The organism is Citrobacter sp. TBCP-5362 (genome assembly GCF_005406305.1).
GTDB lineage: Bacteria > Pseudomonadota > Gammaproteobacteria > Enterobacterales > Enterobacteriaceae > Citrobacter_B > Citrobacter_B koseri.
In genome coordinates, this window is sequence record NZ_CP040234.1 from 4,313,165 (window position 1) to 4,339,554 (window position 26,390).

19 protein-coding genes are annotated in these 26,390 nt (G+C 56.0%); 8 read left to right on the forward strand and 11 right to left on the reverse strand.

Going from position 1 to position 26,390, the window contains the following annotated elements; genetic code table 11:
- A complete protein-coding gene (gene argC / locus FD428_RS20495) occupies window positions 1-1,005 on the reverse strand; it encodes an N-acetyl-gamma-glutamyl-phosphate reductase (RefSeq protein ID WP_114848744.1) in 1,005 nt (334 codons plus the stop codon).
- A gap of 154 nt (window positions 1,006-1,159) precedes the next feature.
- On the opposite strand from argC, the gene argE reads away from it, so the two are divergent.
- The 4 genes from argE to FD428_RS20515 all read left to right on the forward strand — a co-directional run bounded on the left by argE (window position 1,160) and on the right by FD428_RS20515 (window position 8,201).
- Window positions 1,160-2,311, forward strand: coding sequence for an acetylornithine deacetylase (argE, locus tag FD428_RS20500; RefSeq protein WP_024130656.1), 1,152 nt, complete (start codon window positions 1,160-1,162; stop codon window positions 2,309-2,311).
- A 287-nt stretch (window positions 2,312-2,598) separates the two neighbouring features.
- On the forward strand, window positions 2,599-5,250 hold the full coding sequence (gene ppc, locus FD428_RS20505; protein WP_114848743.1) for a phosphoenolpyruvate carboxylase: 2,652 nt from the start codon (window positions 2,599-2,601) through the stop codon (window positions 5,248-5,250).
- A 218-nt stretch (window positions 5,251-5,468) separates the two neighbouring features.
- A complete protein-coding gene (locus tag FD428_RS20510) occupies window positions 5,469-7,202 on the forward strand; it encodes a phosphoethanolamine transferase CptA (protein WP_114848742.1) in 1,734 nt (577 codons plus the stop codon).
- Between the two features lie 138 nt (window positions 7,203-7,340).
- On the forward strand, window positions 7,341-8,201 hold the full coding sequence (locus FD428_RS20515) for an AraC family transcriptional regulator (RefSeq protein ID WP_058668390.1): 861 nt from the start codon (window positions 7,341-7,343) through the stop codon (window positions 8,199-8,201).
- On the opposite strand, the gene FD428_RS20520 is transcribed toward FD428_RS20515, so the two are convergent.
- The 5 genes from FD428_RS20520 to FD428_RS20540 form a co-directional block, all read right to left on the reverse strand.
- Window positions 8,188-8,544 (reverse strand): PTS fructose-like transporter subunit IIB, encoded by a 357-nt coding sequence (locus FD428_RS20520; RefSeq protein WP_112001499.1) that lies wholly within the window; start codon window positions 8,542-8,544, stop codon window positions 8,188-8,190. The two genes, FD428_RS20515 and FD428_RS20520, sit on opposite strands and share 14 nt — an antisense overlap.
- Before the next feature lies 1 nt (window position 8,545).
- On the reverse strand, window positions 8,546-9,424 hold the full coding sequence (locus FD428_RS20525) for a [formate-C-acetyltransferase]-activating enzyme (RefSeq protein WP_114848741.1): 879 nt from the start codon (window positions 9,422-9,424) through the stop codon (window positions 8,546-8,548).
- Window positions 9,390-11,687, reverse strand: a complete 2,298-nt coding sequence (locus tag FD428_RS20530) for a formate C-acetyltransferase (protein ID WP_114848740.1) — start codon at window positions 11,685-11,687, stop codon at window positions 9,390-9,392. The genes FD428_RS20525 and FD428_RS20530 overlap by 35 nt, the downstream gene beginning before the upstream one ends.
- Window positions 11,688-11,799: 112 nt before the next feature.
- Complete coding sequence (locus FD428_RS20535; RefSeq protein ID WP_024130658.1) at window positions 11,800-12,120, reverse strand: PTS fructose-like transporter subunit IIB; 321 nt, start codon at window positions 12,118-12,120, stop codon at window positions 11,800-11,802.
- A 14-nt stretch (window positions 12,121-12,134) separates the two neighbouring features.
- The gene (locus FD428_RS20540; RefSeq protein WP_012133843.1) at window positions 12,135-13,214 is read right to left on the reverse strand and encodes a PTS fructose transporter subunit EIIC; all 1,080 of its coding nucleotides are present in this window, start codon (window positions 13,212-13,214) and stop codon (window positions 12,135-12,137) included.
- Window positions 13,215-13,522: 308 nt separating this feature from the next.
- On the opposite strand from FD428_RS20540, the gene ptsP reads away from it, so the two are divergent.
- From ptsP to FD428_RS20555, 3 genes are read left to right on the forward strand one after another with little or no spacing between them, the layout of a single operon-like run.
- Window positions 13,523-16,024 (forward strand): phosphoenolpyruvate--protein phosphotransferase, encoded by a 2,502-nt coding sequence (gene ptsP, locus FD428_RS20545; RefSeq protein WP_114848739.1) that lies wholly within the window; start codon window positions 13,523-13,525, stop codon window positions 16,022-16,024.
- An 11-nt stretch (window positions 16,025-16,035) separates the two neighbouring features.
- Window positions 16,036-16,698: a fructose-6-phosphate aldolase gene (gene fsa / locus FD428_RS20550; RefSeq protein ID WP_114848738.1), complete on the forward strand. Its 663-nt coding sequence runs from the start codon at window positions 16,036-16,038 to the stop codon at window positions 16,696-16,698.
- 12 nt (window positions 16,699-16,710) lie between these two features.
- Entirely contained in the window at window positions 16,711-17,814 is a 1,104-nt protein-coding gene (locus tag FD428_RS20555) for a glycerol dehydrogenase (RefSeq protein WP_012133847.1), read from the forward strand.
- 98 nt (window positions 17,815-17,912) lie between these two features.
- Here the strand turns inward: FD428_RS20555 and katG are convergent, their stop codons facing one another.
- The 3 genes from katG to FD428_RS20570 all read right to left on the reverse strand — a co-directional run bounded on the left by katG (window position 17,913) and on the right by FD428_RS20570 (window position 22,212).
- Window positions 17,913-20,093 carry a catalase/peroxidase HPI gene (katG, locus tag FD428_RS20560; protein WP_114848737.1) on the reverse strand — a complete coding sequence of 727 codons (2,181 nt, stop codon included), beginning with the start codon at window positions 20,091-20,093 and terminating at the stop codon, window positions 17,913-17,915.
- Between the two features lie 162 nt (window positions 20,094-20,255).
- Window positions 20,256-21,146 carry a methylenetetrahydrofolate reductase gene (gene metF, locus FD428_RS20565; protein ID WP_012133849.1) on the reverse strand — a complete coding sequence of 297 codons (891 nt, stop codon included), beginning with the start codon at window positions 21,144-21,146 and terminating at the stop codon, window positions 20,256-20,258.
- 157 nt (window positions 21,147-21,303) lie between these two features.
- Window positions 21,304-22,212, reverse strand: coding sequence for a LysR family transcriptional regulator (locus tag FD428_RS20570; protein ID WP_058668383.1), 909 nt, complete (start codon window positions 22,210-22,212; stop codon window positions 21,304-21,306).
- A gap of 91 nt (window positions 22,213-22,303) precedes the next feature.
- On the opposite strand from FD428_RS20570, the gene FD428_RS20575 reads away from it, so the two are divergent.
- Window positions 22,304-22,675 carry a carboxymuconolactone decarboxylase family protein gene (locus tag FD428_RS20575; protein ID WP_012133851.1) on the forward strand — a complete coding sequence of 124 codons (372 nt, stop codon included), beginning with the start codon at window positions 22,304-22,306 and terminating at the stop codon, window positions 22,673-22,675.
- An 80-nt stretch (window positions 22,676-22,755) separates the two neighbouring features.
- Here the strand turns inward: FD428_RS20575 and metL are convergent, their stop codons facing one another.
- Window positions 22,756-25,188, reverse strand: coding sequence for a bifunctional aspartate kinase/homoserine dehydrogenase II (gene metL / locus FD428_RS20580; RefSeq protein ID WP_047459806.1), 2,433 nt, complete (start codon window positions 25,186-25,188; stop codon window positions 22,756-22,758).
- A 2-nt stretch (window positions 25,189-25,190) separates the two neighbouring features.
- A complete protein-coding gene (gene metB, locus FD428_RS20585) occupies window positions 25,191-26,351 on the reverse strand; it encodes a cystathionine gamma-synthase (protein WP_047459810.1) in 1,161 nt (386 codons plus the stop codon).
- Between the last annotated feature and the right edge of the window lie 39 nt (window positions 26,352-26,390).

Genomic DNA, 26,390 nt, shown 5'->3' on the forward strand with positions numbered 1-26,390 from the left:
TTAAATAAGAGACTGCGTTTCAGCAAAGCCGAAACGGATATTTGCGCACTGCACAGCCTGCGCCGCTGCGCCTTTCAACAGGTTATCTTCGGTCGCCACCACGATCAGGTGCTCGCCCTGAACGGCAAAGCCAATATCGCAGAACGGCAGCCCGACCACATTCTTCAGCGCCGGAACGCCCTTGTCATATAGCCGCACCAGCGGCTTGTCGCCATACGCCTGCTGCAACGCTTGCGCCACCTGAGTATGGGTAACGCCAGCGTTCAGGCGGCAGGTGATCGTTTCCAGAATCCCGCGCGGGAAGTTCCCCAGATGCGGCGTGAAAATAACCTCTGCCCCCAGATGGGTGGCGATTTCCGGCTGATGACGATGGGTAAAGACGCCATACGGTTGCAGGCTGACTTCACAGAAACTGTTCGAAAGCGCCGCCTTACGCCCGGCGCCGCTCACGCCGCTGGTTGCGTTAATGACCGGCCACTGGTTGAGATCCAGCAGGCCTGCGTCAATCAGCGGTTTTAACGACAATTGCGCCGCCGTCGGATAGCATCCCGGCACCGCAATCAGATTCGCTTCTTTTAGCTTGTCCGCGCTCCACTCCGCCAGGCCATACACCGCCTGTTCCAGCAACTCAGGGTGCTGATGGGTAAAGCCATAATATTTTTCGTAGAAGGCGCTATCATTAACCCGGAACGCACCGGAGAGATCAAACACAACGCAGCCCGCATTCAGGAACTGCGGGGCCAGGTCGTGGCTCACTTCATGCGCGGTGGCGAGAAACACCACATCCACCCCGCCGCTGAACTCGCTAATATCAGACATTGGCTGCAATGGCAGATCGACAATGCCTTTTAACTGCGGATGTAAATCAGAGATTAGCTTTCCTGCATCATTGCTTTGCGCTGAGACGGTTAAAGCGGTTATGGTCATATCAGGATGACGATTTACATAGGTCACAAGCTCTGCGCCAGCGTAACCGCTGGCACCCACAATCAGCGTATTCAACATCGGGGCTGTTCACCTTCTTATGTCTGGTTGCCTGGTTAAGCCGTAACAACTTCACCTTACAGTTGGTGGGTTTTCTTACGCTCAACGTTAATGTATTTTTATTCACAAATAATGCATGAATATTGATACTATCATGACCCGAGGTGTGTCAACAATGAAAAACACTTTACCGCCATTTATCGAGATTTACCGCGCTCTGATTGCCACACCGTCGATTAGCGCTACCGAAGAAGCGCTCGATCAAAGTAATGCGTCTTTAATCACTCTGCTGGCAGACTGGTTTAAAGATCTGGGCTTCAAGGTTGAGGTTCAGGCAGTCCCCGGTACGCGCAATAAATTCAATATGCTGGCAAGCACCGGACAGGGTGCTGGCGGTTTGTTGCTGGCGGGCCATACCGATACCGTTCCCTTTGACGACGGACGCTGGACGCGCGATCCGTTCACGCTGACCGAGCACGATAACAAGCTCTACGGGCTGGGTACGGCGGACATGAAAGGCTTCTTTGCTTTTATCCTCGATGCCCTGCGTGACGTGGATGTGACGACGCTGAAAAAACCGCTGTATATTCTGGCTACCGCCGATGAAGAGACCAGCATGGCGGGCGCGCGCTATTTTGCTGAAACCACCGCCCTGCGCCCGGACTGCGCGATCATCGGTGAACCAACGTCCCTGCAACCGGTGCGCGCACACAAAGGCCACATTTCAAACGCCATCCGCATTCTGGGGCAATCGGGCCACTCCAGCGATCCGGCGCGCGGGGTTAACGCCATTGAGCTGATGCACGACGCCATTGGCCGCATCATGCAGCTGCGCGATGACCTGAAAGAACGTTATCACTACGCGGCGTTTACCGTTCCTTATCCGACATTAAACCTGGGCCACATTCACGGTGGCGACGCCGCGAACCGTATCTGCGCCTGTTGCGAGTTGCATATGGATATTCGCCCGCTGCCGGGCATGACGCTGAACGATCTCAACGGATTGCTCAACGATGCGCTGGCGCCCGTGAGCGAGCGCTGGCCGGGCCGTCTGACGGTGTCCGAACTGCATCCGCCGATTCCCGGCTACGAATGCCCGCCTGACCATCAACTGGTGGAAGTGGTCGAGAAACTGCTGGGCGCGCAAACCGAAGTGGTGAACTACTGCACCGAAGCGCCGTTTATCCAGACCTTGTGCCCAACGCTGGTGCTTGGCCCGGGTTCGATTAATCAGGCGCACCAGCCGGATGAATATCTGGAAACGCGTTTTATCAAGCCAACCCGCGAGCTGATTACGCAGGTTGTCCATCATTTCTGCTGGCATTAACTGCTTATCACCTCGCTAACCCTTTAGTGGTAAGCGAGGTGATTTATTAACATTTCCATAAGCAACGCTTATTTGATTCGATGTGAATTAAATTACGTAAATTCCCGTCATTTATTCGTTTGCTGAACCGATTTCGCAGCAATTGACGTCAGGTGTTTTACGTGGCTTTATAAAGATAAGAAGTGATGTAAAAAATTAAAGTCCGAAAGATTTCACGTTGCAGCCAACGCCGCTGTGACGCGAAAGATACAGGACATATTCAAAACAGATGGGGTGTCTGGGATCATATGAACGAACAATATTCCGCGTTGCGTAGTAATGTCAGTATGCTCGGCAAAGTGCTGGGAGAAACCATCAAGGATGCGCTGGGAGAGAACATTCTTGATCGCGTAGAAACAATCCGTAAGCTGTCTAAATCATCTCGCGCTGGCAATGAAGCGAATCGCCAGGAGTTGCTCACCACGCTACAGAATCTGTCCAACGACGAGCTGCTGCCTGTTGCCCGCGCGTTTAGTCAGTTCCTGAACCTGGCCAATACCGCCGAGCAGTACCACAGCATTTCGCCGCAGGGCGAAGCTGCCAGCAACCCGGAAGTGATTGCCCGCACCCTGCGTAAACTGAAAGATCAACCCAATCTCGACGAAGCCACCATCAAAAACGCGGTGGAGTCGTTATCTCTGGAACTGGTACTGACCGCACACCCTACCGAGATCACTCGCCGCACGCTGATTCACAAAATGGGCGAAGTCAACGCCTGTCTGAAGCAGCTTGATAACAAAGAGATCGCGGATTACGAACGTAATCAGCTCATGCGCCGTCTGCGCCAGCTGATCGCCCAGTCCTGGCATACGGATGAAATCCGTAAAAACCGCCCAAGTCCGGTTGATGAAGCCAAATGGGGCTTTGCGGTGGTTGAAAACAGCCTGTGGGAAGGGGTGCCAAATTATCTACGTGAGTTGAACGAACAACTGGAAGAACATCTGGGCTACAAACTGCCGGTGGATTTTGTTCCGGTGCGTTTCACCTCCTGGATGGGCGGCGACCGTGACGGCAACCCGAACGTAACGGCTGATGTCACCCGCCACGTTCTCCTGTTGAGCCGCTGGAAAGCCACCGATCTGTTCCTGAAAGATATTCAGGTTCTGATTTCTGAGCTGTCGATGGTCGACGCCACGCCGGAACTACTGGCGCTGGTCGGCGAAGAAGGCGCATCAGAACCTTACCGCTACCTGATGAAAAGCCTGCGTTCCCGCCTGATGGCGACGCAAGCCTGGCTGGAAGCGCGTCTGAAAGGCGAGAAACTGCCGAAACCCGCTGGCCTGCTGACGCAAAACGAGCAGCTGTGGGAGCCGCTGTACGCCTGTTATCAGTCTCTGCAAGCGTGCGGCATGGGCATCATCGCCAATGGCGAACTGCTTGATACCCTGCGCCGGGTGAAATGCTTTGGCGTGCCGCTGGTGCGCATTGATATTCGCCAGGAGAGCACCCGCCATACCGAAGCGCTGGGCGAGCTGACGCGTTATCTGGGCATCGGCGATTATGAAAGCTGGTCCGAAGCCGATAAACAGGCTTTCCTGATCCGCGAACTCAACTCCAAGCGTCCGCTGCTGCCTCGTCAGTGGGAACCGAGCGACAACACCCGCGAAGTGCTTGAGACCTGTAAAGTGATTGCCGAAGCGCCGCTGGGTTCCATCGCCGCTTACGTTATCTCTATGGCGAAAACGCCGTCCGACGTGCTGGCCGTGCATCTGTTGTTGAAAGAAGCCGGAATTAGCTTTGCCATGCCTGTTGCGCCGCTGTTCGAAACGCTGGACGACCTGAACAACGCCGACGCGGTAATGACTCAGTTGCTGAATATCGACTGGTATCGCGGCTTTATTCAGGGCAAACAGATGGTCATGATTGGCTACTCTGACTCAGCGAAAGACGCAGGCGTAATGGCCGCCTCCTGGGCGCAGTATCAGGCTCAGGACGCGCTGATCAAAACCTGTGAAAAAGCCGGAATTGAGCTGACGCTGTTCCACGGTCGCGGCGGTTCCATTGGCCGTGGCGGCGCGCCTGCTCATGCGGCGCTGCTTTCCCAACCGCCGGGCAGCCTGAAAGGCGGTCTGCGCGTGACCGAACAGGGTGAGATGATCCGCTTTAAGTACGGCCTGCCTGAAGTCACCATCAGCAGCCTGTCTCTGTACACCGGCGCGATTCTGGAAGCCAACCTGCTGCCGCCGCCGGAGCCGAAAAATTCGTGGCGTCATATCATGGACGAGCTGTCCGTGATCTCCTGCGACCTGTATCGCGGCTATGTCCGTGAGAATAAAGACTTCGTCCCGTACTTCCGTTCCGCAACGCCAGAACAGGAACTGGGCAAATTGCCGCTCGGTTCGCGCCCGGCAAAACGTCGCCCGACAGGCGGGGTTGAATCCCTGCGCGCCATTCCCTGGATCTTCGCCTGGACGCAAAACCGCCTGATGCTCCCGGCCTGGCTGGGTGCGGGCACCGCGCTGCAAAAAGTTGTTGAAGATGGCAAGCAAAGCGAACTGGAAGCCATGTGCCGCGACTGGCCGTTCTTCTCCACGCGCCTCGGCATGCTGGAGATGGTGTTCTCTAAAGCCGACCTGTGGCTGGCGGAATACTACGATCAACGCCTGGTCAAAAAAGCGCTGTGGCCACTGGGTGAAGAGTTACGCAACCTGCTGGCAGAGGACATCAAAGTGGTGCTGGCGATTGCCAACGATTCCCATCTGATGGCCGACCTGCCGTGGATTGCCGAGTCTATCCAGTTAAGGAATGTGTATACCGACCCGCTGAACGTATTGCAGGCGGAGCTTTTACACCGTTCCCGTCTTGCAGAAGAGCAAGGTAAAGATCCAGACCCGCGCGTCGAACAGGCGCTGATGGTCACGATTGCGGGCGTGGCTGCGGGGATGCGTAATACCGGCTAACCCACACGCATCGTCATATCCCCTCTCGCCCGCCCGGGCGAGAGGGCTTTGAAATATTTCTGTAATAATCGCCTGTTTTTCAATATATTCCTGCCTGCGTTTTGTTCACTCTGCTGAATACGCCATCAACAAGAATAGGTCACTGGCATCGCCATACTTAAGGTTCTCTTAATGATTTGTCGCTACGTTGGCGACTCGAATAAAAACAGGCTTCATATATGTTCTTCACACACACATCTGCTAAACCTTCGTTTAGCTGGAAAGCCCTTGGCTGGGCGCTACTCTATTTTTGGTTCTTCTCTACATTACTTCAGGCCGTTATTTGCATCAGCGGCTATAGCGGCACCAACGGGCTGCGTGATTCACTGCTTTTCAGTTCGCTCTGGCTGATCCCGGTATTTTTATTTCCCCGTCATACCCGCGCGATTGCCGCCGTTATTGGCGTTGTACTCTGGGCCTCTTCGCTGGCGGCGCTCAGTTATTATGTCATTTACGGGCAGGAATTCTCGCAAAGCGTTCTGTATGTCATGTTTGAAACAAACGCGAACGAAGCCAGCGAGTACTTGAGCCAGTATTTCAGTCTGAAGATTATCCTTATCGCCCTGGCCTATACCGCCGTGGCAATCCTGCTGTGGACGCGTTTAAAGCCCATATATATTCCCGCGCCGTGGCGCTGGTTAGTCTCCTTTGCATTGTTATACGGCCTTATTCTGCATCCGATCGCCGTCGGGACGTTTATCAAACATAAGCCGTTTGAGCAGACATTAGGCGGCCTCGCCTCGCGTATGGAACCCGCTGCGCCGTGGCAGTTTATCAATGGCTATTATCAATATAATCAGCAACTCACGTCGCTGAATAGCCTGCTTAACGAGAACAACGCGCTGCCTCCGTTAACGAATTTTAAAGATAACTCCGGTGATGCGCCGCGTACGTTAGTGCTGGTTATCGGCGAGTCAACCCAGCGTGGTCGCATGAGTCTGTACGGTTATCCGCGTGAAACCACGCCAGAGCTGGACGCGTTGCATAAAAGCGATCCGGGTCTGACCGTATTCAATAACGTCGTCACCTCCCGGCCATACACGATTGAAATTCTGCAACAGGCGCTGACCTTCGCCAATGAAAAGAACCCGGATCTGTATCTGACGAAACCGTCGCTGATGAACATGATGAAACAGGCAGGTTATAAGACGTTCTGGATCACCAATCAGCAGACGATGACCGCGCGTAATACGATGCTGACCGTATTCTCGAAACAGACCGACAAGCAGTTTTATATGAATCAGCAGCGTACTCAAAGCGCGCGGGAATATGACACCAACGTTCTGGCGCCCTTTAAAGACGTAATGGCCGACCCGGCGCCGAAGAAATTTATTATCGTTCACCTGTTGGGAACACATATCAAATACAAATTCCGCTACCCGGAGAATCAGGGAAAATTTGACGGTCAAACCGATCATATCCCTGCGGGCGTGAGCGAAGACGAACAGGATATTTATAACGATTACGATAACGCGAATCTGTATAACGACCATGTCGTCGCCAGCCTGATTAAGGACTATAAAGCGACTGACCCGAACGGTTTTCTGCTCTACTTCTCCGATCACGGTGAAGAAGTGTATGACACGCCGCCGCACAAAACGCAGGGGCGTAACGAAGACAACCCTACGCGTCATATGTATACGGTGCCGTTCCTGTTATGGACGTCAGAAAAGTGGCAGGCCGCACACCCGCGCGATCTCTCTACGTATGTTGACCGCAAGTACAGCAGCTCTGAACTTATCCATACCTGGTCCGACTTAGCGGGGCTGACCTACGACGGGTTCGACCCGACGCGCTCCATCACCAGCCCGCAGTTCAAGGCGATCACGCGCTGGATTGGCAACCCGTATAAGAAAAACGCGTTGATTGATTACGATACCCTGCCTTACGGGGATCATGTCGGGAATCAGTAACGGCATCGCCGGATGGCGCTGACGCTTATCCGGCCTGCAAAATGCATAACCCGCGTACCGCCATCCGGCAATTATCGCTTGAGGCGGTTTACGTTCAACGTTACTGTTTCCTCTGTCTGCGCTCTGCAAGGTATCAACATGTATCACGACGTCAGCCACCTTCTCTCCCGTCTGATTAACGGCCCTATGGCGCTACGGCAGGTTTTTTTCGCCAATACCAGCGGTACGGCGCCCGAACTGGCGTATCAGGTTGATTTTCCACGCCTGGAGATTGTGCTGGAGGGGGAGTTCACCGATACAGGCATCCCGGCCGCGCCCGTGACGCTCATCGCTGGCGACGTTCTGTATGTTCCGGCAGGCAGCTGGAACTTCCCGCAGTGGCAAACGCCCGTCACCACGCTCAGCATCCTGTTTGGCAAGCAGCAATTAGGTTTCAGCGTTGTTCACTGGGACGGCAAACAATATCAGAATCTTGCGAAGCAGCATGTCGCACGTCGAGGCCCACGTATTGGCTCCTTCCTGCTGCAAACGCTCAATGAAATGCAGATGCAGCCGCAGGAACAGCAGACGGCCCGATTAATTGTCGCCAGCCTGTTGAGCCACTGCCGCGACCTGCTGGGTAGCCAAATCCAGACGGCGTCACGGAGTCAGGCGCTTTTTGAAGCGATTCGCAGCTATATCGATGAGCGTTACGCTTCCCCGCTCACCCGCGAATCGGTGGCGCAGGCGTTTTATATTTCGCCAAACTACCTTTCTCATCTGTTTCAAAAAACAGGCGCTATCGGCTTTAACGAATATCTGAATCACACTCGGCTGGAACACGCGAAAACGCTGCTGAAGGGTTACGATCTGAAAGTCAAAGAAGTGGCTCACACCTGTGGATTTGTCGACAGCAACTATTTCTGCCGCCTGTTTCGTAAAAATACGGAGCGTTCGCCGTCAGAATATCGTCGGCAGTACCACAGCCAGTTGACGGAAAAGAAGGCTACTCCAGAATAAGATGCGTATGCTGCGGCGCGGTGAGCAGTTTACGCACGGCGCTCATCACCCGCTGAGGTTCGCGAAGAAAGGCGTTAATTCCTGACTGAACATACCGACTCTGAACAAAACGCTCCGCGCCCGCCAGTTCAATATCTGTAATCAGCAACACAACATCCGCCCGGTTGATATCCTCCTCCGTTAAGCGGTTTTCCGTGCCCAGCGCCCCCTGGGTTTCAATTTTAATGTTCCATTTTTCCTGCTGGCAGAGCTTCTCCAGGCGTTCGGCGGCCATATAGGTATGCGCCACGCCGCTGACGCAGGCGGTAACGGCAACCAGATAACGTACAGTTGATACTGTCATATTAACCTCCCACAGTAACCAGAAACCCGGCTCGCTCTGCCAACGCCTGCATTTCCGCCACATCTTGCGGCGAGGGTACAGGCACATCTTTCATTGCCCACGGCTGCCCAAGCAGACGGTATTTCGCTTCACCATACTGATGAAACGGTAGCAGGTGCACCTGATTAATCCCTGACGATAGCAACACTGCTAACGCTCGCTGCATATTCTCAACGTTGAGCGTGTAGCCCGGAATCAACGGCAAACGGGGGATGACCGTAATCCCCTCGTTTACCAGTAAACGCAGGTTATCCAGCACGCGTGGTAAATTCATTTTGACCACCTCATGCGCCTGGCGCGGCTCCATAATCTTTAAATCAAACAGCACTTCATCACACGCTTTAGCCAGCGGTAGCAACCGGCTGGCAGGCGCATCGCCTGCGGTTTCAATCGCGCAGGAAATGCCGAAACGTCGCAGACGTTGCAGAAACCGCGTGGCAAACGCCGCCTGCATTAATACTTCACCGCCAGAAAGCGTGACGCCACCGCCGGAGGTGCGAAAAAAGAGTTCGTCTTTCATCACCTCGCGTTCCAGTTCATCCAGCGTAATATCGCGCCCGATACGTTCAAACGCCCCGGAAGGGCATTCATCCGCATCACGCAAGCAGGGCGAGCAATGCAGACATTTACTCTCCCGCCGCACCGTTTCGATGCGTGGCGAAATAGATTCTGGATTGGCGCACCACGGACAGGTATGCGGGCAGCCTTTAAAAAAGACCACCGTACGGATTCCCTGCCCGTCATTCAACGAATAACGCTGAATGTTGAAAATACGTGCAACATCATCAGCGCTCGTTTCCAGATTCTTACAGCTGATGCGCGGTGCGGCGAATGATGTCATCCTGGATCTCCTTCGACAGCTCGACAAAGAAGGCACTGTAACCCGCCACGCGCACCACCAGCCCGGCGAAATCCTGCGGGCGCAATTGCGCTTCACGCAACGTATCCGCATTCAACACGTTAAACTGAATATGCTGTAGCTTAAGCTGGGTAAAGGCGCGCAGAAAATCCGCCAGTTTGCGCAAGCCGGCCTCACCTTCCAGCGTCGCGGGCGTAAACTTCACGTTGAGCAGCGTACCGTTAGAAAGCAGCGTGTTATCCAGTTTACTTACTGATTTCAGCACCGCCGTCGGCCCCTGCGTATCCTGGCCGAGCATTGGCGACAACCCGCCGTCTGCCAGCTGTTCCCCGGCAAAACGGCCATCCGGCGTCGCCCCCACCACCGAACCCAGCGGCACATGCGCGGAGACGGTGTATGAACCCGGTGTAAATTGCCCACCGCGCGGGTTCTGGTATTTCTCCACCTCTTTACAGTAATGGCGCAGCAGTTCAGCGCTGATGTTATCCACATCATCAATATCATTACCGTATTTCTCGAAGCGGTTAATCAGCCGGGCACGAATTCGCTCACCTTCCGGCGTCGCAAAGTTCGCCTTTAACACCGCCAGCAGTTCATCGAAACATAAACGTTGCTGATCAAATACCAGCCCTTTTAACGCGTGCAGGGAGTCGCTCAGATTAGCAATGCCAATCCCCTGTACGCCAGAGAAGTTATAACGCGCGCCGCCATCGGTAATATCACGGCCTTTATCCAGGCAGTCGCTGATAAACGAGGAAAGCAGCGGCACCGGCGCCCAGTCACGGTGGCCGATATCGCAAATATTACTGCCTTCCACCATCAGCGTAATGTAATGGCTGATTTTGGCGCGAATATGCGCCAACAGATCTTCGTACGTCAGCGCGTGGTTTCCTTCATTCTCATACAGGCTGATTTCCATCACTTTCAGCAGGTTGAACATGGCGATGTCGTGCAGACCGTAGGTCCTGCCCGGAATCGACAGCTCCACACACCCCACTACCGCGTAATCACGGGCGTCCTCCAGCGAAACACCCCGGTTCAGGAACGCAGGCACAACCACTTCATCATTAAAGATCTGCGGAATACCGGTGCCGAGGCGAATCGTCTCCGCCGTTTTCATCAGGAAGGGCGTGTCAATCAGCGCATTGGTACGCACGCCAAGGTTCGGCTGCGGCAGTTGCACATTCTGGTACGCATCAAGACAGAGAAAAGAGAGCACGTTCACCGCACTGCGTCCGTTCTCCGTCAATCCCCCAAGCAATGCGGTGTAACCGGTCGGGAATCCGGCGAAATAGCGTGCGCTGCTGGTCGAACGTAACAGCACGATGTCGTTACATTTTACCCACAGCGATTCGAGGAGTTCTTTTAAAAATGCCGGGTCTTCGCCTTGGGTCAGCGATGCCTGATAAAACGGCAGCATATACTGGTCAAAACGCCCCAGCGAGAGCGAGCTGGCGTTAGACTCATATTGCAGAATGATGTTCATGTACCAGAACAGCTGGCACGCCTGCCAGAAGGTTTGCGGCTTGTGCTGCATATTATGTCGGGAGTTCGCGGCAATGGTGAGCAACTCCTGACGCCGACGCGCATCCAGGCAGCTTTCCGCCATTTTCTCCGCCAGCGTCGCGTAACGCAGAATGTGGCCTTGCGAAGCCTCCAGCAGCAGCAACGCCGCCTGGTAAAAGTGATTGTCCGGCTGCTGCTGGCAGTGTTGCCGCACTTGCGCCACCAGTTTACCCAGACCATGATTCAACAGCCGCGGGTAATCAATAATAATGTGCCCCTGCCCTTTATCCGTCTGGTTAACGCTAAAAATCTGCGTGCTGACGGCGGCTTTCACGTCATCGGTCATCTGACCGTTGATGAAATCCTTCATCGACCGTTTTTCCCAGTACGGGAACAGCACCTCGCGGTAGAGGCGCTTATCGTCCTCGCTGATGTCAAAACGGTCCTGCGGACGCGTCGGGAACTGTTCTAACTCGTTAAGTAACCAGTACGGGTCCATTTCCGGCGACATAATCCCCGCCCGCGGTTTCACCGTACGGTTCCCGGCAATCAACTCCTCATCACGAATCGAAATTTCAACATGCTCAAGGATATACGCCGTCGCTTTAGCGCGACGCAATATGACCGGCTCTCCCTCTGTCTGCTGATAGCTGGCGGTATACAGCTGCGCGCGCTCAAGCGAAATTTCACGGTTATTCTGGAAAAGTGCGGCTTTAAGGCGCTGGGTACGATTCGTCATGAGGAACTCCTGTAGGCAAGCTTGTTGCCGGATGGCGGCGTGAGCGCCTTATCCGGCCTACGGGGATTAACATCGTAGGCCGGATAAGCTTGCGCCATCGGGCATTCTAACGTTAAGCAATTTGCGAAAGATGCGCGTCAATTTTGTTCATAATGGCATCGGCGCGTTTTACCGCATCGCTGATGTTGACGCGGACAATGGTTTTACCCGCAAAGCGTTCCTCAAACTTGATGCCGATATCTTTGGTCAGAATCACCATATCCGCATCCGCCACATCCGCCGCAGTCAGTTCGTTTTCCAGACCAATCGAGCCCTGGGTCTCGACTTTGACTTCCCAGCCTTTCGCTTTGGCCGCGCTTTCCAGCGCTTCGGCCGCCATATAGGTGTGTGCGACACCAGAAGGACATGCTGTTACTGCGATAATCTTCGTCATGGCTCATTCCTCACTTAATTCATCTCAAACTCTAAATCCAGGTCGTCTTCTTTCTCATCAACCTGAGACACTTTCTTACGCGCCAGACTTTTCAGCACGTTAACGCAGATTGCCGTCACTACCGCCCCGACAGCGACTGCCGCGATATAACCCAGCTTGCCTTCCACAACCGGCAGAACAATCAGCCCGCCCCAGCCGGCATAACACTGCGCGCCAAACAGCGCAGCCGTTACCGCGCCACAGGCAGAGCCAACCATAATGGACGGGATCACGCGCAGCGGATCGGCGGCGGCGAAGGGAATCGCGCCTTCTGTGACCCCAACGCAGCCCATTACCAGCGCGGCTTTACCGGCTTCACGTTCTTCAGAAGAGAAGTTTTTACGACCAACCAGCGTTGCCAGGCCCAGACCCAGCGGCGGAACGCAGATACCCACCGCAGCAATCGCCACCACGCTGTATACGCCCTGCGCCACGCAAATCAGCATGAAGGCGTAGGCCACTTTGTTAATCGGGCCGCCCATATCGAAGGCCAGCATCAGCCCCATGATGACCGCCAGCAGCACGATGCTGCCCTGCTGCATTCCTTGCAGCCATTGGGTCAGGCTGGTGGTTAACGCGCCAACCGGTTCGCCCAGCCCCCACATCATGATGCCTGCGGTAATGAAGGTGCCGACGATAGGGATAACGAAGATAGGCATCACCGAGCGCAATACCTTATGCACCGGGATTTTCTTCAGATAATGCACGACGATACCGCCGATAATCCCGGCGATGAGCGCGCCAAAGAACCCGGCGCCAAAGCTGTTGCCCACCCAGGCGCCGATCGCGCAAGGCGCCAGCGCGGAACGTTCAGCAATGGAGTAACCGATATAGGCGGCGAGAAAAGGCACCATCAGCGTCAGCCCTGCGACGCCAATATCAAAAAGCTTCTTGAGATTAGGATCGGTCGCGGCATCGGGAACAGCGCCTTTGCCATACAGCATGACGGAAACCGCCAGCAAGATCCCACCCGCTACGACGAAGGGGATCATATGCGAAACACCGGTCATCAGATGTTGACGGGTGTTTTTCAGGATCTGCACCAACTCTTTCATAAGTCGCTCCCGGGCCGCTTCAGGCCCCTATCCATAACGTTGTTGTGGCAAACAATAGGCAATCCAACGCGGCGCAGACAGTGGATAAAAAGGCCATTTACTGGATTTTTGTAATATCAGTACAAAAATGCGATCCGCCTCATAACTTATCAAACCTCAGAAATAAGATGCCGCATTCCGACTTGTGAAGTGTCTCGCAATTTGACGTGTATGTTACATTTGTCCAGCGTTTGGCAGTTTTGTCACATGGCACTATGCGGCAACGCCCTTTTATCCTGTAGCCAGAAAATCGTTATGGGAGAAAGGCAATGGCCCTGATTGTGGAATTTACCTGTGAGCTGCCCAATGGCGTACACGCCCGCCCGGCAAGCCACGTTGAGACGCTGTGCAATACCTTTACCTCACACATTGAGTGGCATAACCTGTGCACCGACCGTAAAGGCAACGCCAAAAGCGCGCTGGCGCTGATTGGCACCGACACGCTGGCAGGCGACACCTGTCAGTTATTGATTTCGGGTACGGACGAACAGGATGCCCACCAGCGCCTGAGCCAATGGCTGCGCGATGAATTCCCCCTTTGCGATGCGCCTCTGGCGGAGATCAAAAACAGTGAACTGGAGCCGCTTCCGGCATCGCTGACAAACCTGAACCCGCTGTTTTTTCGCGCCCGCGCCGTCTGCACCGGCAGCGCGGGCGGCGTTCTGACGCAGCTCTCCTCGCTGGATCTCAATACGCTCGGCGAACTCCCTGCTGCCAGTGATATAGAGACCGAGCAATCTGCGCTGGATAACGGCTTAACGCTGCTGATAAAGAATATTGCGTTCCGCCAGCTCGACAGCGACGGCGCCACCAGCGCTATTCTGGAAGCCCACCGTTCGCTGGCAGGCGACACTTCCCTGCGCCAACATTTGCTGGCAGGCGTTGCGCGCGGTTTAAGCTGCGCGCAGGCGATAGTCGAAAGCGCCGGGCACTTTTGTGATGAGTTTGCCCGTTCCAGCAGCCGCTATTTACAGGAACGCGCGCTGGACGTACGCGACGTCTGCTTCCAGCTCCTGCAACAAATTTATGGCGAACAACGCTTCCCGGCGCCAGGCAAACTGACCCAACCCACCGTCTGTATGGCCGATGAACTCACCCCAAGCCAGTTCCTCGAACTGGACAAAACGTTCCTCAAAGGCTTGTTGTTAAAAAGCGGCGGTACAACTTCGCACACGGTTATTCTTGCCCGCTCATTCAACATTCCCACGCTGGTTGGCGTGGATATTGAGGCGCTAACGCCGTGGCTGCACCAGACGGTCTATATCGACGGCAACGCCGGTGCGATTGTCGTTGCGCCAGATGAACCCGTCATCCGTTACTACCAACAGGAAGCCCGTGTGCAGGACGCTTTACGCGAGCAACAGCGTATCTGGCTGACCCAACAAGCGCGCACTGCCGACGGTATCCGTATGGAAGTGGCCGCCAACATTGCGCACTCCGTCGAAGCGCAAGCGGCATTCGGCAACGGCGCGGAAGCGGTTGGTCTGTTCCGTACAGAAATGCTGTATATGGACAGAACCAGCGCACCTTGCGAGAACGAGCTGTACAACATTTTTTGCCAGGCGCTGGAATCCGCACAGGGCCGTAGCATTATTGTGCGCACGATGGATATCGGCGGTGACAAGCCCGTTGATTATCTGAACATTCCTGCGGAAGCCAACCCGTTCCTCGGCTATCGCGCCGTACGCATTTATGAAGAGTACGCCACGCTGTTTACCACGCAGTTGCGATCGATCCTCCGCGCTTCCGCACACGGCAGCCTGAAAATCATGATCCCGATGATCTCCTCAATGGAAGAGATCCTGTGGGTCAAAGAGAAGCTGGCGGAGGCTAAACAGCAGTTACGCAATGAGCACGTCCCGTTTGATGAGAAGATCCCCCTCGGCATCATGCTGGAAGTGCCATCGGTGATGTTCATCATCGACCAGTGCTGTGAAGAGATTGATTTCTTCAGTATTGGCAGCAATGACCTGACGCAATATCTGCTGGCGGTCGATCGCGACAACGCCAAAGTCACTCGTCACTACAACAGCCTGAATCCGGCCTTCCTGCGCGCGCTGGATTTCGCCGTACAGGCGGTACATCGTCAGGGGAAATGGATTGGCCTGTGCGGCGAACTCGGCGCGAAGGGGTCAGTGTTGCCGCTGCTGGTCGGACTGGGGCTGGACGAGATCAGCATGAGCGCGCCGTCAATTCCTGCCGCTAAAGCGCGGATGGCCCAGTTCGACAGTCGTGCCTGCCGCCAGTTGCTGAACCAAGCGATGGCCTGTCGCACCTCGCTGGAAGTGGAACATCTGCTGGCGCAATTCCGCATGGCCCAACAGGACGCGCCGCTGGTCACCGCCCAGTGCATCACGCTTGATAGCGACTGGCGCAGCAAAGAAGAGGTGATCAAGGGGATGACCGACAACCTGCTGCTGGCAAACCGCTGTCGCTACCCGCGCAAGCTGGAGGCCGACCTGTGGGCGCGTGAAGCCGTGTTCTCCACCGGGTTAGGGTTTAGCTTCGCCATTCCGCACAGCAAATCTGAACACATTGAGCAGTCCACCATCAGCGTGGCGCGTCTGAAAGCGCCGGTACGCTGGGGCGATGACGATGCGCAGTTCATCATCATGCTGACACTCAACAAACACGCCGCAGGCGACCAGCATATGCGCATTTTCTCACGCCTGGCCCGCCGCATTATGCACGAAGAATTCCGCAACGCGCTGGTCAACGCCGCATCTGCCGAGGCAATTGCCAGCCTGTTGCAACATGAACTTGAACTCTAAGAGGGAGCAAAATGGAACTCTATCTGGATACCGCGAACGTCGCGGAAGTCGAACGTCTGGCGCGCATCTTCCCTGTTGCTGGCGTCACCACCAACCCAAGCATTGTGGCGGCGAGTAAAAAATCCATCTGGGATGTACTGCCTCGCCTGCAAAAAGCCATCGGCGAAGAGGGAACGCTATTTGCCCAGACGATGAGCCGCGATGCGCAAGGAATGGTGGAAGAAGCCAAACGCCTGAGCAATGCCATTCCTGGTATTGTGGTGAAGATTCCGGTCACTGCCGAAGGTCTGGCGGCGATCAAACAGCTCAAAAAAGAAGGTATTACGACGCTGGGAACGGCTGTCTACAGCGCAGCGCAGGGCTTGCTGGCGGCGCTGGCAGGCGCAAAATACGTCGCCCCGTATGTCAATCGGGTTGATGCCCAGGGCGGCGACGGCATCCGTATGGTGCAGGAACTGCAAACCTTGCTGGAGATGCATGCGCCGGGCAGCATGGTACTGGCCGCCAGCTTTAAAACGCCGCGTCAGGCGCTGGATTGCTTACTCGCAGGATGCGAAGCAATCACCCTTCCTTTAGATGTAGCTCAACAAATGCTCAATACCCCTGCGGTAGAGTCAGCTATAGGGAAGTTTGAGCAAGACTGGAATAACGCATTTGGCCACATCAACCTGTGAGGGAAATAAAGTATGGACCACATTATTCAATCTCCTGGTAAATACATCCAGGGTGCAGATGTCATCACACGTCTTGGAGAATATCTCAAACCCCTGGCCGAACGCTGGCTGGTGGTCGGAGACAAGTTTGTCTTAAATTTTGCCCAGTCCGCGCTGGAGAAAAGCTTCCAGGATGCCGGGCTGGCTCTGGAAATCGCGCCATTTGGCGGCGAATGTTCGCAAAATGAAATCGATCGTCTGCGTATCGTCGCAGATAAAGCGCAGTGCGGCGCCGTTCTCGGCATCGGCGGCGGCAAAACGCTGGATACCGCGAAAGCGCTGGCCCACTTTATGGATGTCCCGGTCGCTATCGCGCCGACCATCGCCTCTACCGATGCCCCCTGTAGCGCGCTTTCCGTGATCTACACCGATGCAGGCGAGTTTGAACGCTATCTGATGCTGCCGCGTAATCCGAATATGGTGATTGTTGATACCAAAATCGTTGCGGGCGCGCCCGCACGTCTGCTGGCTGCCGGTATTGGCGATGCGCTGGCGACCTGGTTTGAAGCGCGCGCCTGTTCACGCAGCGGCGCGACCACGATGGCGGGCGGCAAGTGTACACAGGCGGCGCTCGCGCTGGCGGAGTTGTGCTATAACACGCTGATCGAAGAGGGCGAAAAGGCCATGCTGGCGGCTGAGCAGCATGTCGTCACGCCGGCGCTGGAACGCGTGATTGAAGCCAACACTTACCTGAGCGGCGTCGGTTTTGAAAGCGGCGGTCTGGCGGCGGCGCATGCCATACATAACGGCCTGACGGCGATTCCAGACGCGCATCACTACTATCACGGTGAGAAAGTGGCGTTCGGCACGCTGACGCAACTGGTACTGGAAAACGCGCCGGTTGAAGAGATCGAAACCGCTGCGGCGTTGTGCCATTCCGTTGGCCTGCCGATCACGCTGGCGCAACTGGATATTAAGCAGGACATTCCGGCGAAGATGCGCACGGTGGCAGAAGCCTCCTGCGCGGAAGGTGAAACCATTCACAACATGCCTGGCGGCGCCACGCCGGATCAGGTTTACGCCGCCCTGCTGGTTGCCGACCAGTACGGTCAGCGTTTCCTGCAAGAGTGGGAATAACGGTCAGGAGAGACAAAAAGCCCGCAGATCGTGCGGGCTTTTTTTATTTGCCGGATGGCGCTGACGCTTATCCGGCCTACACATTTTACTGAGATGGCTTACAGCAGATCGAAACGATCCAGGTTCATCACTTTCACCCATGCCGCGACGAAATCCTTCACGAATTTCTCACGCGCATCGCTGCTGGCGTAAACTTCCGCCAGGGCACGCAGTACCGAGTTAGAACCGAATACCAGGTCTGCGCGGGTCGCCGTGAATTTCACCTCACCGCTCAGGCGATCGCGGCCTTCGAACAGCTCTTTCGATTCGTCCGCCGCTTTCCACTCGTTACGCATATCCAGCAGATTCACAAAGAAATCATTGCTGAGTACGCCCGGGCGGTCGGTAAACACGCCATTCTGGCTGCCATCAAAGTTAGCGCCCAGAACGCGCATCCCACCCACCAGCGCCGTCATCTCCGGCGCGGTCAGCGTCAGTTGCTGCGCTTTATCAATCAGCAGTGACTCGGTGGTCGACACATCAAGCCGTGCGCGATAGTTACGGAAGCCGTCTGCGATCGGTTCGAGAAGCTCAAACATCTCGATATCCGTCTGATCCTGACGTGCATCCACACGGCCCGGCGCGAACGGCACGCTGATGCTGACGCCCGCCGCACTTGCTGCCTGCTCCACACCAACGACGCCCGCAAGGACGATGATATCGGCCAGAGACGCCTTCCCGGACGATTTCTGAATCTCTTCCAGAACCGGCAGAACGCGCGCCGCAGCGGCGTTCACATCCCAGTCTCGCTGCGGCGCTAAAGCCAGGCGAGCGCCGTTAGCGCCGCCACGTTTATCGCCGCCACGGAAGGTTGACGCAGATGCCCATGCAACCGACACCAGTTCGCTGACGGAAAGCCCGGACGCGGCAATCGCGGCCTTCAGGTTGACGATGTCTTCCTGGCTCGGATTAAATACCGGCTGCGGCAGCGGGTCCTGCCAAATCAGATCTTCTTTCGGTACTTCCGGTCCGATATAGCGCGCTTTTGGCCCCATATCCCTGTGCGTCAGTTTGAACCATGCGCGGGCGAATGCTTCGTTAAACGCCTGCGGATCGTTGAGGAAACGGCGGGAAATTTTCTCGAATTCTGGATCGAAACGCAGCGTCAGGTCAGTCACCAGCATGGTGGGTTTACGTTTCTTCGATGGATCGAACGGATCGGGAATGATTTCTGGCGCATCAACCGCTTCGAACTGGATCGCGCCCGCCGGGCTGCGCGTCTGCACCCACTCGTATTTGAACAGGTTTTCGAAGAAGTAATTACTCCACTGGGTCGGCGTCTGCGACCAGACCACTTCCAGACCCGAGGTAATCGCATCGCCGCCTGCGCCGCTGCCGTAGTCACTGCTCCAGCCCAGCCCCTGCAATTCAATCGGCGCGGCTTCTGGATCAACGCCAACATGGGACGCCGCCGCCGCACCGTGGGTTTTACCCAGCGTGTGACCGCCGCCAATCAGCGCCACGGTTTCTTCGTCGTTCATGCCCATATTGCCGAACGTCGCGCGGATAGCCGCAGCGGCGGAAAGCGGTTCACCGCTGTGATCCGGCCCTTCCGGGTTAACGTAGATAAGCCCCATTTCGGTAGCGCCTAACGGCGCTTTCGCCAGCGCTTCGGGATGACGGTGCGTCAGCCAGGCTTTCTCATCCCCCCAGTTCACATCAAGATCCGGTTCCCACACATCTTCACGCCCGGCGCCAAAACCGAACGTACGGAAACCGGAGTTCTCCAGCGCCACGTTACCCGCCAGAATAAACAGGTCGGCCCAGGAGATTTTCTGGCCATATTTCTGCTTGACAGGCCACAGCAGACGACGCGCCTTATCCAGGCTGACGTTGTCCGGCCAAGAGTTCAGCGGTGCAAAACGCTGCTGCCCGCGTCCGGCGCCACCGCGCCCGTCGACGGAACGATAAGTGCCCGCGCCATGCCATGCCATACGAATAAACAGACCGGCATAGCTGCCCCAGTCCGCAGGCCACCACGGCTGAGAATCGGACAGGAGAGCTTTAAGGTCCCCTTTCAGGGCGGAATAGTCGAGTTTGCTAAATTCTTTGCGGTAGTCGAAGTCCTCACCCAGCGGGTTAGAACGGTTGGAGTGCTGATTCAAAAGATCTACACGGAGTTGGTTAGGCCACCAGTCGTGGCTGCTGGTGCCAGCACCCGCGCTACGGTCGTGGCTGCCCTGATGGAAAGGGCACTTCCCGGTAGACAATGAATTATGGGTATCGTCAGACATGCTCATCTATATGCTCCCTCTACAGTGTTATCGTTACGATATACATCACCAACGATAAGATATAGTTGAAATAACCCACAGATTCGATAGCTAATATCTTTTAAATTTATGTATCAGGCGTCAGATCAAAATGTGCATAAAAAAGCCCTCCGAAGAGGGCTAATCATGTTACAGGCCGGGCCGCACGCCCAACGTGTGGCAAATGGCGTAACTCATTTCAGCGCGGTTCAGGGTGTAGAAGTGGAAATCTTTCACGCCTTCACGGCTTAAGATCTTCACCATGTCCATCGCGATATTCGCCCCGACCAGCTTGCGGGTTTCCGCATCGTCATCCAGGCCGTCAAACATCTGTGACATCCATGCCGGAATGCGCACGTTAGTCATATCAGCGAATTTCTTCGCCTGCTTAAAGTTGGAGACCGGCAGAATGCCCGGAATAATTTCGACATCAATACCCGCAGAGACGCAGCGATCGCGAAAACGCAGGTAGCTTTCCACATCGAAGAAAAACTGGGTAATTGCGCGGTTAGCGCCAGCATCGACTTTGCGTTTCAGGTTGAGCAAATCCGCCTGCGCGCTTTTCGCTTCCGGGTGGACTTCCGGGTAAGCGGCGACGGAGATATCAAAATCGGCAACCTCTTTCAGTAAGCTGACCAGGTCAGCGGCATACATATCCGGCTTGCCGCTCCCCGGCGGCAGGTCGCCGCGCAGGGCAACAATATGACGGATACCGTTATTCCAGTAATCCTGGGCAATGGTACGCAGTTCATCGCGGGTGGCGTCGATGCAGGTCAGGTGCGGCGCGGCTTCCAGGCCCGTACGCTCTTTAATGCCTTTGATGATGCTGTGCGTACGGTCGCGCTCACCGGAGTTGGCGCCGTAGGTCACGGAGACAAACTTCGGTTTCAGGCTGCTCAGTCGATCGATAGAGTTCCACAAGGTTTGCTCCATTTCACTGGTGCGCGGCGGGAAAAACTCGAACGAAACATTAATCTGACCCTGAACTTCCGCCAGGCTCTGATTCAGGGCTTCCCGCTGGTTGGCGTGAAAAAAGCTCATACCTTACCTCATCAATCGCATGTCATTATATGTTGTGTTGTGAACATCTATCCGTTTAGACGTCTGGATGTAAAAATGACCGAAAAGTGGGATGCCGTCAACAGAAAAATCACTGTTAAAGGTGAGGAATACTCAGACAACGTGAAAAAAATTCAAATCAGTCCGAAATAATGAAGGATTGCATCGCAAGCGTATTTAACCACCGCAACCGTACAGCGTTCTCAGGCAGCATCACCAGCCCGGCACGAATACGTAATTCAGTGTCGCTAAGTACGCGGAATATCACGCCCTGGCGCTGAATAGCGGCAAACGAGCCCGGGAGCAAACTCAGGCCATCGCCGTGGGCGATTCGCGCGAGCAGCACATCATGTTCCAGCGGTTCTTCAAGGCAGGAGGGGGCGTAGCCAGCGCGACGGAAAATGTGTCGGGTGTAGTCAAAAAAGGCCGGATTACGTTCCCGTTTGAACCAGAACAGCGGGCGGTGGTTAAGCGCAGCTAAGGAGAGCGACGTCAGGCTCGCTTCCGGCCAGACGGAGGGTAATGCGGCAATCAACGGTTCTTGCCAGTCGAGCGGCGTGACGGTTAACCCTGTGGCCTCAAGCGGCAGCGCCACCAGCGCCGCATCCAGTTTCCCCCGACGTACCTGGCGTACCAGTTCAGGCGAACCATGACGCACAATATGCAGCCTCTCCACACGCGTATTCAGCTGCGCCTCCAGGGGGGCAAAAATCCCCTGCTCAAACGCGGTGCTCAGCCCTAAACGCAGCGATTGCGCGCCGGTTTGCGCCAGTTGATTCAGCGCAGCATACGTTTTGTCCTGCTGCGCCAGCAGCGGGCGGACGATTTCCAGCGCGCGCAGACCCTCATCCGTCAGCGTGAGTCCACGAGTATGACGGACAAAAAGCGTCACCCCCAGACGTTCTTCAAGCTGGCGAATATGGCGGCTCAGCGGCGGTTGCGACATAAACAGTCGCTGTGCCGCGCGGCTCATATTGTTCTCTTCCGCCACCACGGCAAAGTAGCGTAGCAGGCGGATATCCAGAGAGTGCAGAGGGGATGTTGTCATACCGAAAAGGTATCACGGAAACGGTATTATCCAAATCATTCCGCGCCCCCTATCCTCACGCCACAGACTCCAGACAAACGAGGAATACACTATGCATTCAGAACGCTTTATTACCGGTCAGAAAATGCTGCAACAGGTGGATGGCAAGGGTGGCGATGCGGTGATCGAAAGTTTGCAAGACATTGCGCCAGATTTTGCCCGTTATCTGATCGAATTTCCGTTTGGCGATATCTATTCCCGGCCAGGGCTGGATTTACGCAGTCGGGAAATCGCAACCGTCGCCGCGTTAACCGCGCTGGGCAACGCCACGCCGCAGTTGAAGGTACACATTGCCGCCGCGCGACATGTGGGGTTAACGCAGGAGGAAATTATCGAAGTGATAATGCAGATGGCGGTTTATGCCGGTTTTCCGGCTGCGCTTAACGGTCTGTTCGCCGCAAAAGAGGTGTTTGCGACTCGGTGAATCGCCGGGTGGCGGCGTTGCCTTATCTGGCCTACATGTTCCGTAGGCCGGATAAGCGCAGCGCCATCCGGCAACAAACACTACAGCAGCTGCGCCAGGCGGTTGATATCCGACTGAATCGCCCCGGCGGTGACGTCACGACCGGCCCCCGGCCCGCGGATCACCAGCGGATTGTCGCGATACCAACGGCTTTCGATGGCAAAGACGTTATCGCACGGCAGCAGCGCCGCCAGCGGATGTTCCGGGCGCACCGCTTCAACGCCAACGCGCGCTTTACCGTTGGCGTCGAAACGCGCCACGTAGCGCAGCACCAGCCCCATTTCACGAGCGGCTTCCAGACGCTGTACCATCTGCTCATTCAGCTCATCGCCATTTTCAAAGAAGTGATCGACAGATCCCTCTTCGCAGTGTGTGGGCACCAGCGATTCAACGCGCACCTGGTCCGGTTCGATGTCGTAACCCGCTTCACGCGCCAGAATCACCAGCTTGCGCATCACATCTTTACCAGAAAGGTCAACACGCGGGTCCGGCTCGGTCAGCCCCTGCTGCCAGGCCTGATCCACCAGATCGGTAAACGGTATGGAACCGTCAAATTGCAGGAACAGCCACGACAGCGTGCCGGAGAAGATCCCGCTGATCGACAGAATGGCATCGCCGCTGTCAATCAGATCGCGCACCGTATAGTTGATCGGCAGGCCCGCGCCGACGGTCGCGTTATACAGCCAGTGACGCCCGGTTTTTTCGAACGCGTCGTGGATCTGGCGATATTTATCGCTGGTGCTCGCCCCCGCCAGTTTATTGGCGCTGATAACGTGGAAGCCGTGGCTGGCGAAATCAAGATACTGATCGGCCAGTTGCTCGCTGGCGGTGACATCCAGCACCACCAGATCGTCATACGGGTGGGCGCGCATCCACAGGAACAGCGACTCTTCATCCTGCTCAATCGCTTCGTCGTTGAAGAACGCCAGCGCACGGCTGGCATCCAGCCCTTCGTAGTTCAGCAGGCTGCGACGGCTATCCACCACGCCCGCCAGGACAAATTCAAACCCGGTACGCGCGGAGAGCGTGCTCTGCTCGCGGGCAAACAGTTCCAGCCAGCGGGAACCGATGTTGCCTTTGCCGAACAGCACCAGGCCGATGCGTTTTTCCGCGCGGAAAATAGACTGGTGCAGCCCCTGAATCAGGCTTTCGGTCGGGCCGGTGCGCAGTACGGCCACCAGGCTGATCCCCTCTTCCGACTGCCAGGTAAATTCAACCGGCTGGCCTTTCAGCTGTTGCCAGAAGCGGTGGCAGTGCAGCGGGTTACGGGTGACGCCAGCGCCAACCATAGCGACCAGCGCCAGCCCCTGACGCAGGCGCAATTCGCCCGGCAGGCCCGCTTCATCAAGAATTTTTAATGCGCTATCAGCGACTTCAGAGGTGTAGCAGAATTGCAGCAGATGGCGATCGTTATGCACGCCAACCGCCAGCGGACGCACCTGCGCCCGTTTCAGAATCTGGTCGACGTCTCTCCAGGCCAGTTTAAAGTCCTGGCTGGCGGGCACCTGAAACTCAATCAGGCAAACGTCATCATGACTGGTGACGATACGCGCCCCGGTGCCGGACGCCAGCACGCGTTCAATGCGCGTGGACCCCTGATCCGGCGTGTAGCTACAGCGCAACTGCAAATCGATATCGCTGCCGGAAACCGGCTGTAGGGTACGGGCGTGCAGAACCGGCGCGGCCAGACGCGCCAGCTCGCTGGCTTCATCCAGACGCAACAGCGGCAGCAGGCAGGCATCTTTCACTTTACGCGGGTCGGCGCTGTAAACCCCGGCCACATCGCTCCAGATGGTGACGCGGGAAACCCCCGCCAGCGCGCCAATTTGCGTGGCGGAATAGTCAGAACCGTTACGGCCCAGCAGCACCGTCTCGCCCGCATTGCTGCGACTGATAAAACCGGTAACGACCAGACGCTTGCCCGGATGCTGCACCAGCAACTGTTGCAGTAACGGGTAAGAGAGACCTTCATCTACCTGCGGCTGCGCGGCGCGTTCAGCGCGTAAAAACTCACGCGCGTCCAGCCATGCCGACGCCAGTCCTTGCTCATTCAGCACTGCGGACATCAGACGCGCAGACCAGATCTCGCCGTGCCCGACGACTTCGGCATAAACGGCATCGGTCACGCCGCTGTCGAGCAGCGCGGCAAGACGCTCCAGATCGCTAATGAAAGCGCTGATCAGACCATCCGCAACGTCGGCGGGAAGCAGCCCGCTGATCAGATCGCTCTGATAGCGGCGTAACGTCTGTTGCACCTGATGCGCGGAGAGGCGGTCGGTCTGGCTTAACTTCAGCCAGCTAATCAACTGGTTGGTGGTACTACCGGCGGCGGAAACAACCATCATATCGTCAGGCTGCGAGTACTCCGCCATAATGCCTGCGACACGCAGATAACATTTCACGTCTGCCAGACTACTGCCACCAAATTTATGCAGTTGACGACCCTTCGCCCCTGCCTGCGCAATCACACTCATGTTTACCCCTTGTTTGCAGCCCGGAAGCCATTTTCCAGGTCGGCAATTAAATCTTCGCCATCTTCAATACCGGTGGAGATACGCAGCAGCGTCTCTGAAATTCCGGCGGCAGCACGCGCTTCTGGCGCCATGCCTGCATGTGTCATCGTTGCGGCGTGGGAGATCAGGCTTTCAACACCCCCTAAGGATTCCGCCAGCGTAAACAACGACAGCCCGCCCAGGAAACGACGCAGCGTCTGCTCATCGCCATCCAGTTCAAAACTCAACATTGCGCCAAAGCCTTTTTGCTGGCGCGCGGCAATCTCGTGCCCTTGATTATCCGGCAGCGACGGATGATACAGTTTTTTCACCAGCGGCTGGGTTTGCAGATAGTCCACAATGGCCTGGGCATTGCGCTGAGCCACGTCCATTCGCGGCGCCAGAGTACGCAGCCCACGTAGCAGCAGATAGCTATCAAACGCGCCGCCGGTGACGCCAATATTATTGGCCCACCATGCCAGTTCGGTGACAATCTCTGGATCTTTCGCAATCACCACGCCAGCCACCACATCCGAATGGCCGTTTAAATATTTCGTGCATGAATGCAACACCAGATCGGCGCCCAACGCCAGCGGATTTTGCAGCGCAGGGCTTAAAAACGTGTTGTCCACAACGCTCACCGCGCCCGCTTCTCGCGACAGCTGGCAGATTTTCGCAATATCCACCACGCGTAACAACGGATTACTGGGGCTTTCCACCAGCACCAGCTTCGGTTTTTCCGCCAGCGCCGCTTTCAGCGCCTGCTCATCACCTTGATCGACAAACAGCACGCGATAACAGCCCCGCTTCGCCAGGCTGTCAAACAGGCGATAGCTACCGCCGTAGCAGTCGTGCGGCGCCACCAGCAGATCGCCCGGCTTCAGGAACACGGTCGTCACCAGCAGAATGGCCGACATCCCGGTATTGGTCAGCACCGCGCCCGTACCGCCCTCCAGCTCCGCCAGCGCGCGCTGAACCACATCACGCGTCGGATTTCCACGTCGCGAATAGTCATGGGCGCGAGGTTCATTAAAACCGGTGAAGTTATAGGTGCTGGAAAGGTGAATCGGCGGGACAACGCAACCGTACTGCTCGTCGTCATTTAACCCGCTACGCACTGCGATGGTGGCCTGTTTACGCGTCATGTTGAGAAGTTCCTGGGCTGAATCGGTGAAAAGTCAGGC

What these genes read in the sequence shown, in the direction of transcription:
- argC (WP_114848744.1), bottom strand. Translation starts at nt 1,005, where the DNA reads ATGTTGAATACGCTGATTGTGGGTGCCAGCGGTTACGCTGGCGCAGAG.
- argE (WP_024130656.1), top strand. Translation starts at nt 1,160, where the DNA reads ATGAAAAACACTTTACCGCCATTTATCGAGATTTACCGCGCTCTGATT.
- FD428_RS20540 (WP_012133843.1), bottom strand. Translation starts at nt 13,214, where the DNA reads ATGAAAGAGTTGGTGCAGATCCTGAAAAACACCCGTCAACATCTGATG.
- metF (WP_012133849.1), bottom strand. Translation starts at nt 21,146, where the DNA reads ATGAGCTTTTTTCACGCCAACCAGCGGGAAGCCCTGAATCAGAGCCTG.
- metL (WP_047459806.1), bottom strand. Translation starts at nt 25,188, where the DNA reads ATGAGTGTGATTGCGCAGGCAGGGGCGAAGGGTCGTCAACTGCATAAA.
- FD428_RS20535 (WP_024130658.1), bottom strand. Translation starts at nt 12,120, where the DNA reads ATGACGAAGATTATCGCAGTAACAGCATGTCCTTCTGGTGTCGCACAC.
- FD428_RS20525 (WP_114848741.1), bottom strand. Translation starts at nt 9,424, where the DNA reads ATGACATCATTCGCCGCACCGCGCATCAGCTGTAAGAATCTGGAAACG.
- FD428_RS20555 (WP_012133847.1), top strand. Translation starts at nt 16,711, where the DNA reads ATGGACCACATTATTCAATCTCCTGGTAAATACATCCAGGGTGCAGAT.
- FD428_RS20575 (WP_012133851.1), top strand. Translation starts at nt 22,304, where the DNA reads ATGCATTCAGAACGCTTTATTACCGGTCAGAAAATGCTGCAACAGGTG.
- ppc (WP_114848743.1), top strand. Translation starts at nt 2,599, where the DNA reads ATGAACGAACAATATTCCGCGTTGCGTAGTAATGTCAGTATGCTCGGC.
- ptsP (WP_114848739.1), top strand. Translation starts at nt 13,523, where the DNA reads ATGGCCCTGATTGTGGAATTTACCTGTGAGCTGCCCAATGGCGTACAC.
- FD428_RS20520 (WP_112001499.1), bottom strand. Translation starts at nt 8,544, where the DNA reads ATGACAGTATCAACTGTACGTTATCTGGTTGCCGTTACCGCCTGCGTC.
- metB (WP_047459810.1), bottom strand. Translation starts at nt 26,351, where the DNA reads ATGACGCGTAAACAGGCCACCATCGCAGTGCGTAGCGGGTTAAATGAC.
- FD428_RS20515 (WP_058668390.1), top strand. Translation starts at nt 7,341, where the DNA reads ATGTATCACGACGTCAGCCACCTTCTCTCCCGTCTGATTAACGGCCCT.
- FD428_RS20510 (WP_114848742.1), top strand. Translation starts at nt 5,469, where the DNA reads ATGTTCTTCACACACACATCTGCTAAACCTTCGTTTAGCTGGAAAGCC.
- FD428_RS20530 (WP_114848740.1), bottom strand. Translation starts at nt 11,687, where the DNA reads ATGACGAATCGTACCCAGCGCCTTAAAGCCGCACTTTTCCAGAATAAC.
- fsa (WP_114848738.1), top strand. Translation starts at nt 16,036, where the DNA reads ATGGAACTCTATCTGGATACCGCGAACGTCGCGGAAGTCGAACGTCTG.
- FD428_RS20570 (WP_058668383.1), bottom strand. Translation starts at nt 22,212, where the DNA reads ATGACAACATCCCCTCTGCACTCTCTGGATATCCGCCTGCTACGCTAC.
- katG (WP_114848737.1), bottom strand. Translation starts at nt 20,093, where the DNA reads ATGAGCATGTCTGACGATACCCATAATTCATTGTCTACCGGGAAGTGC.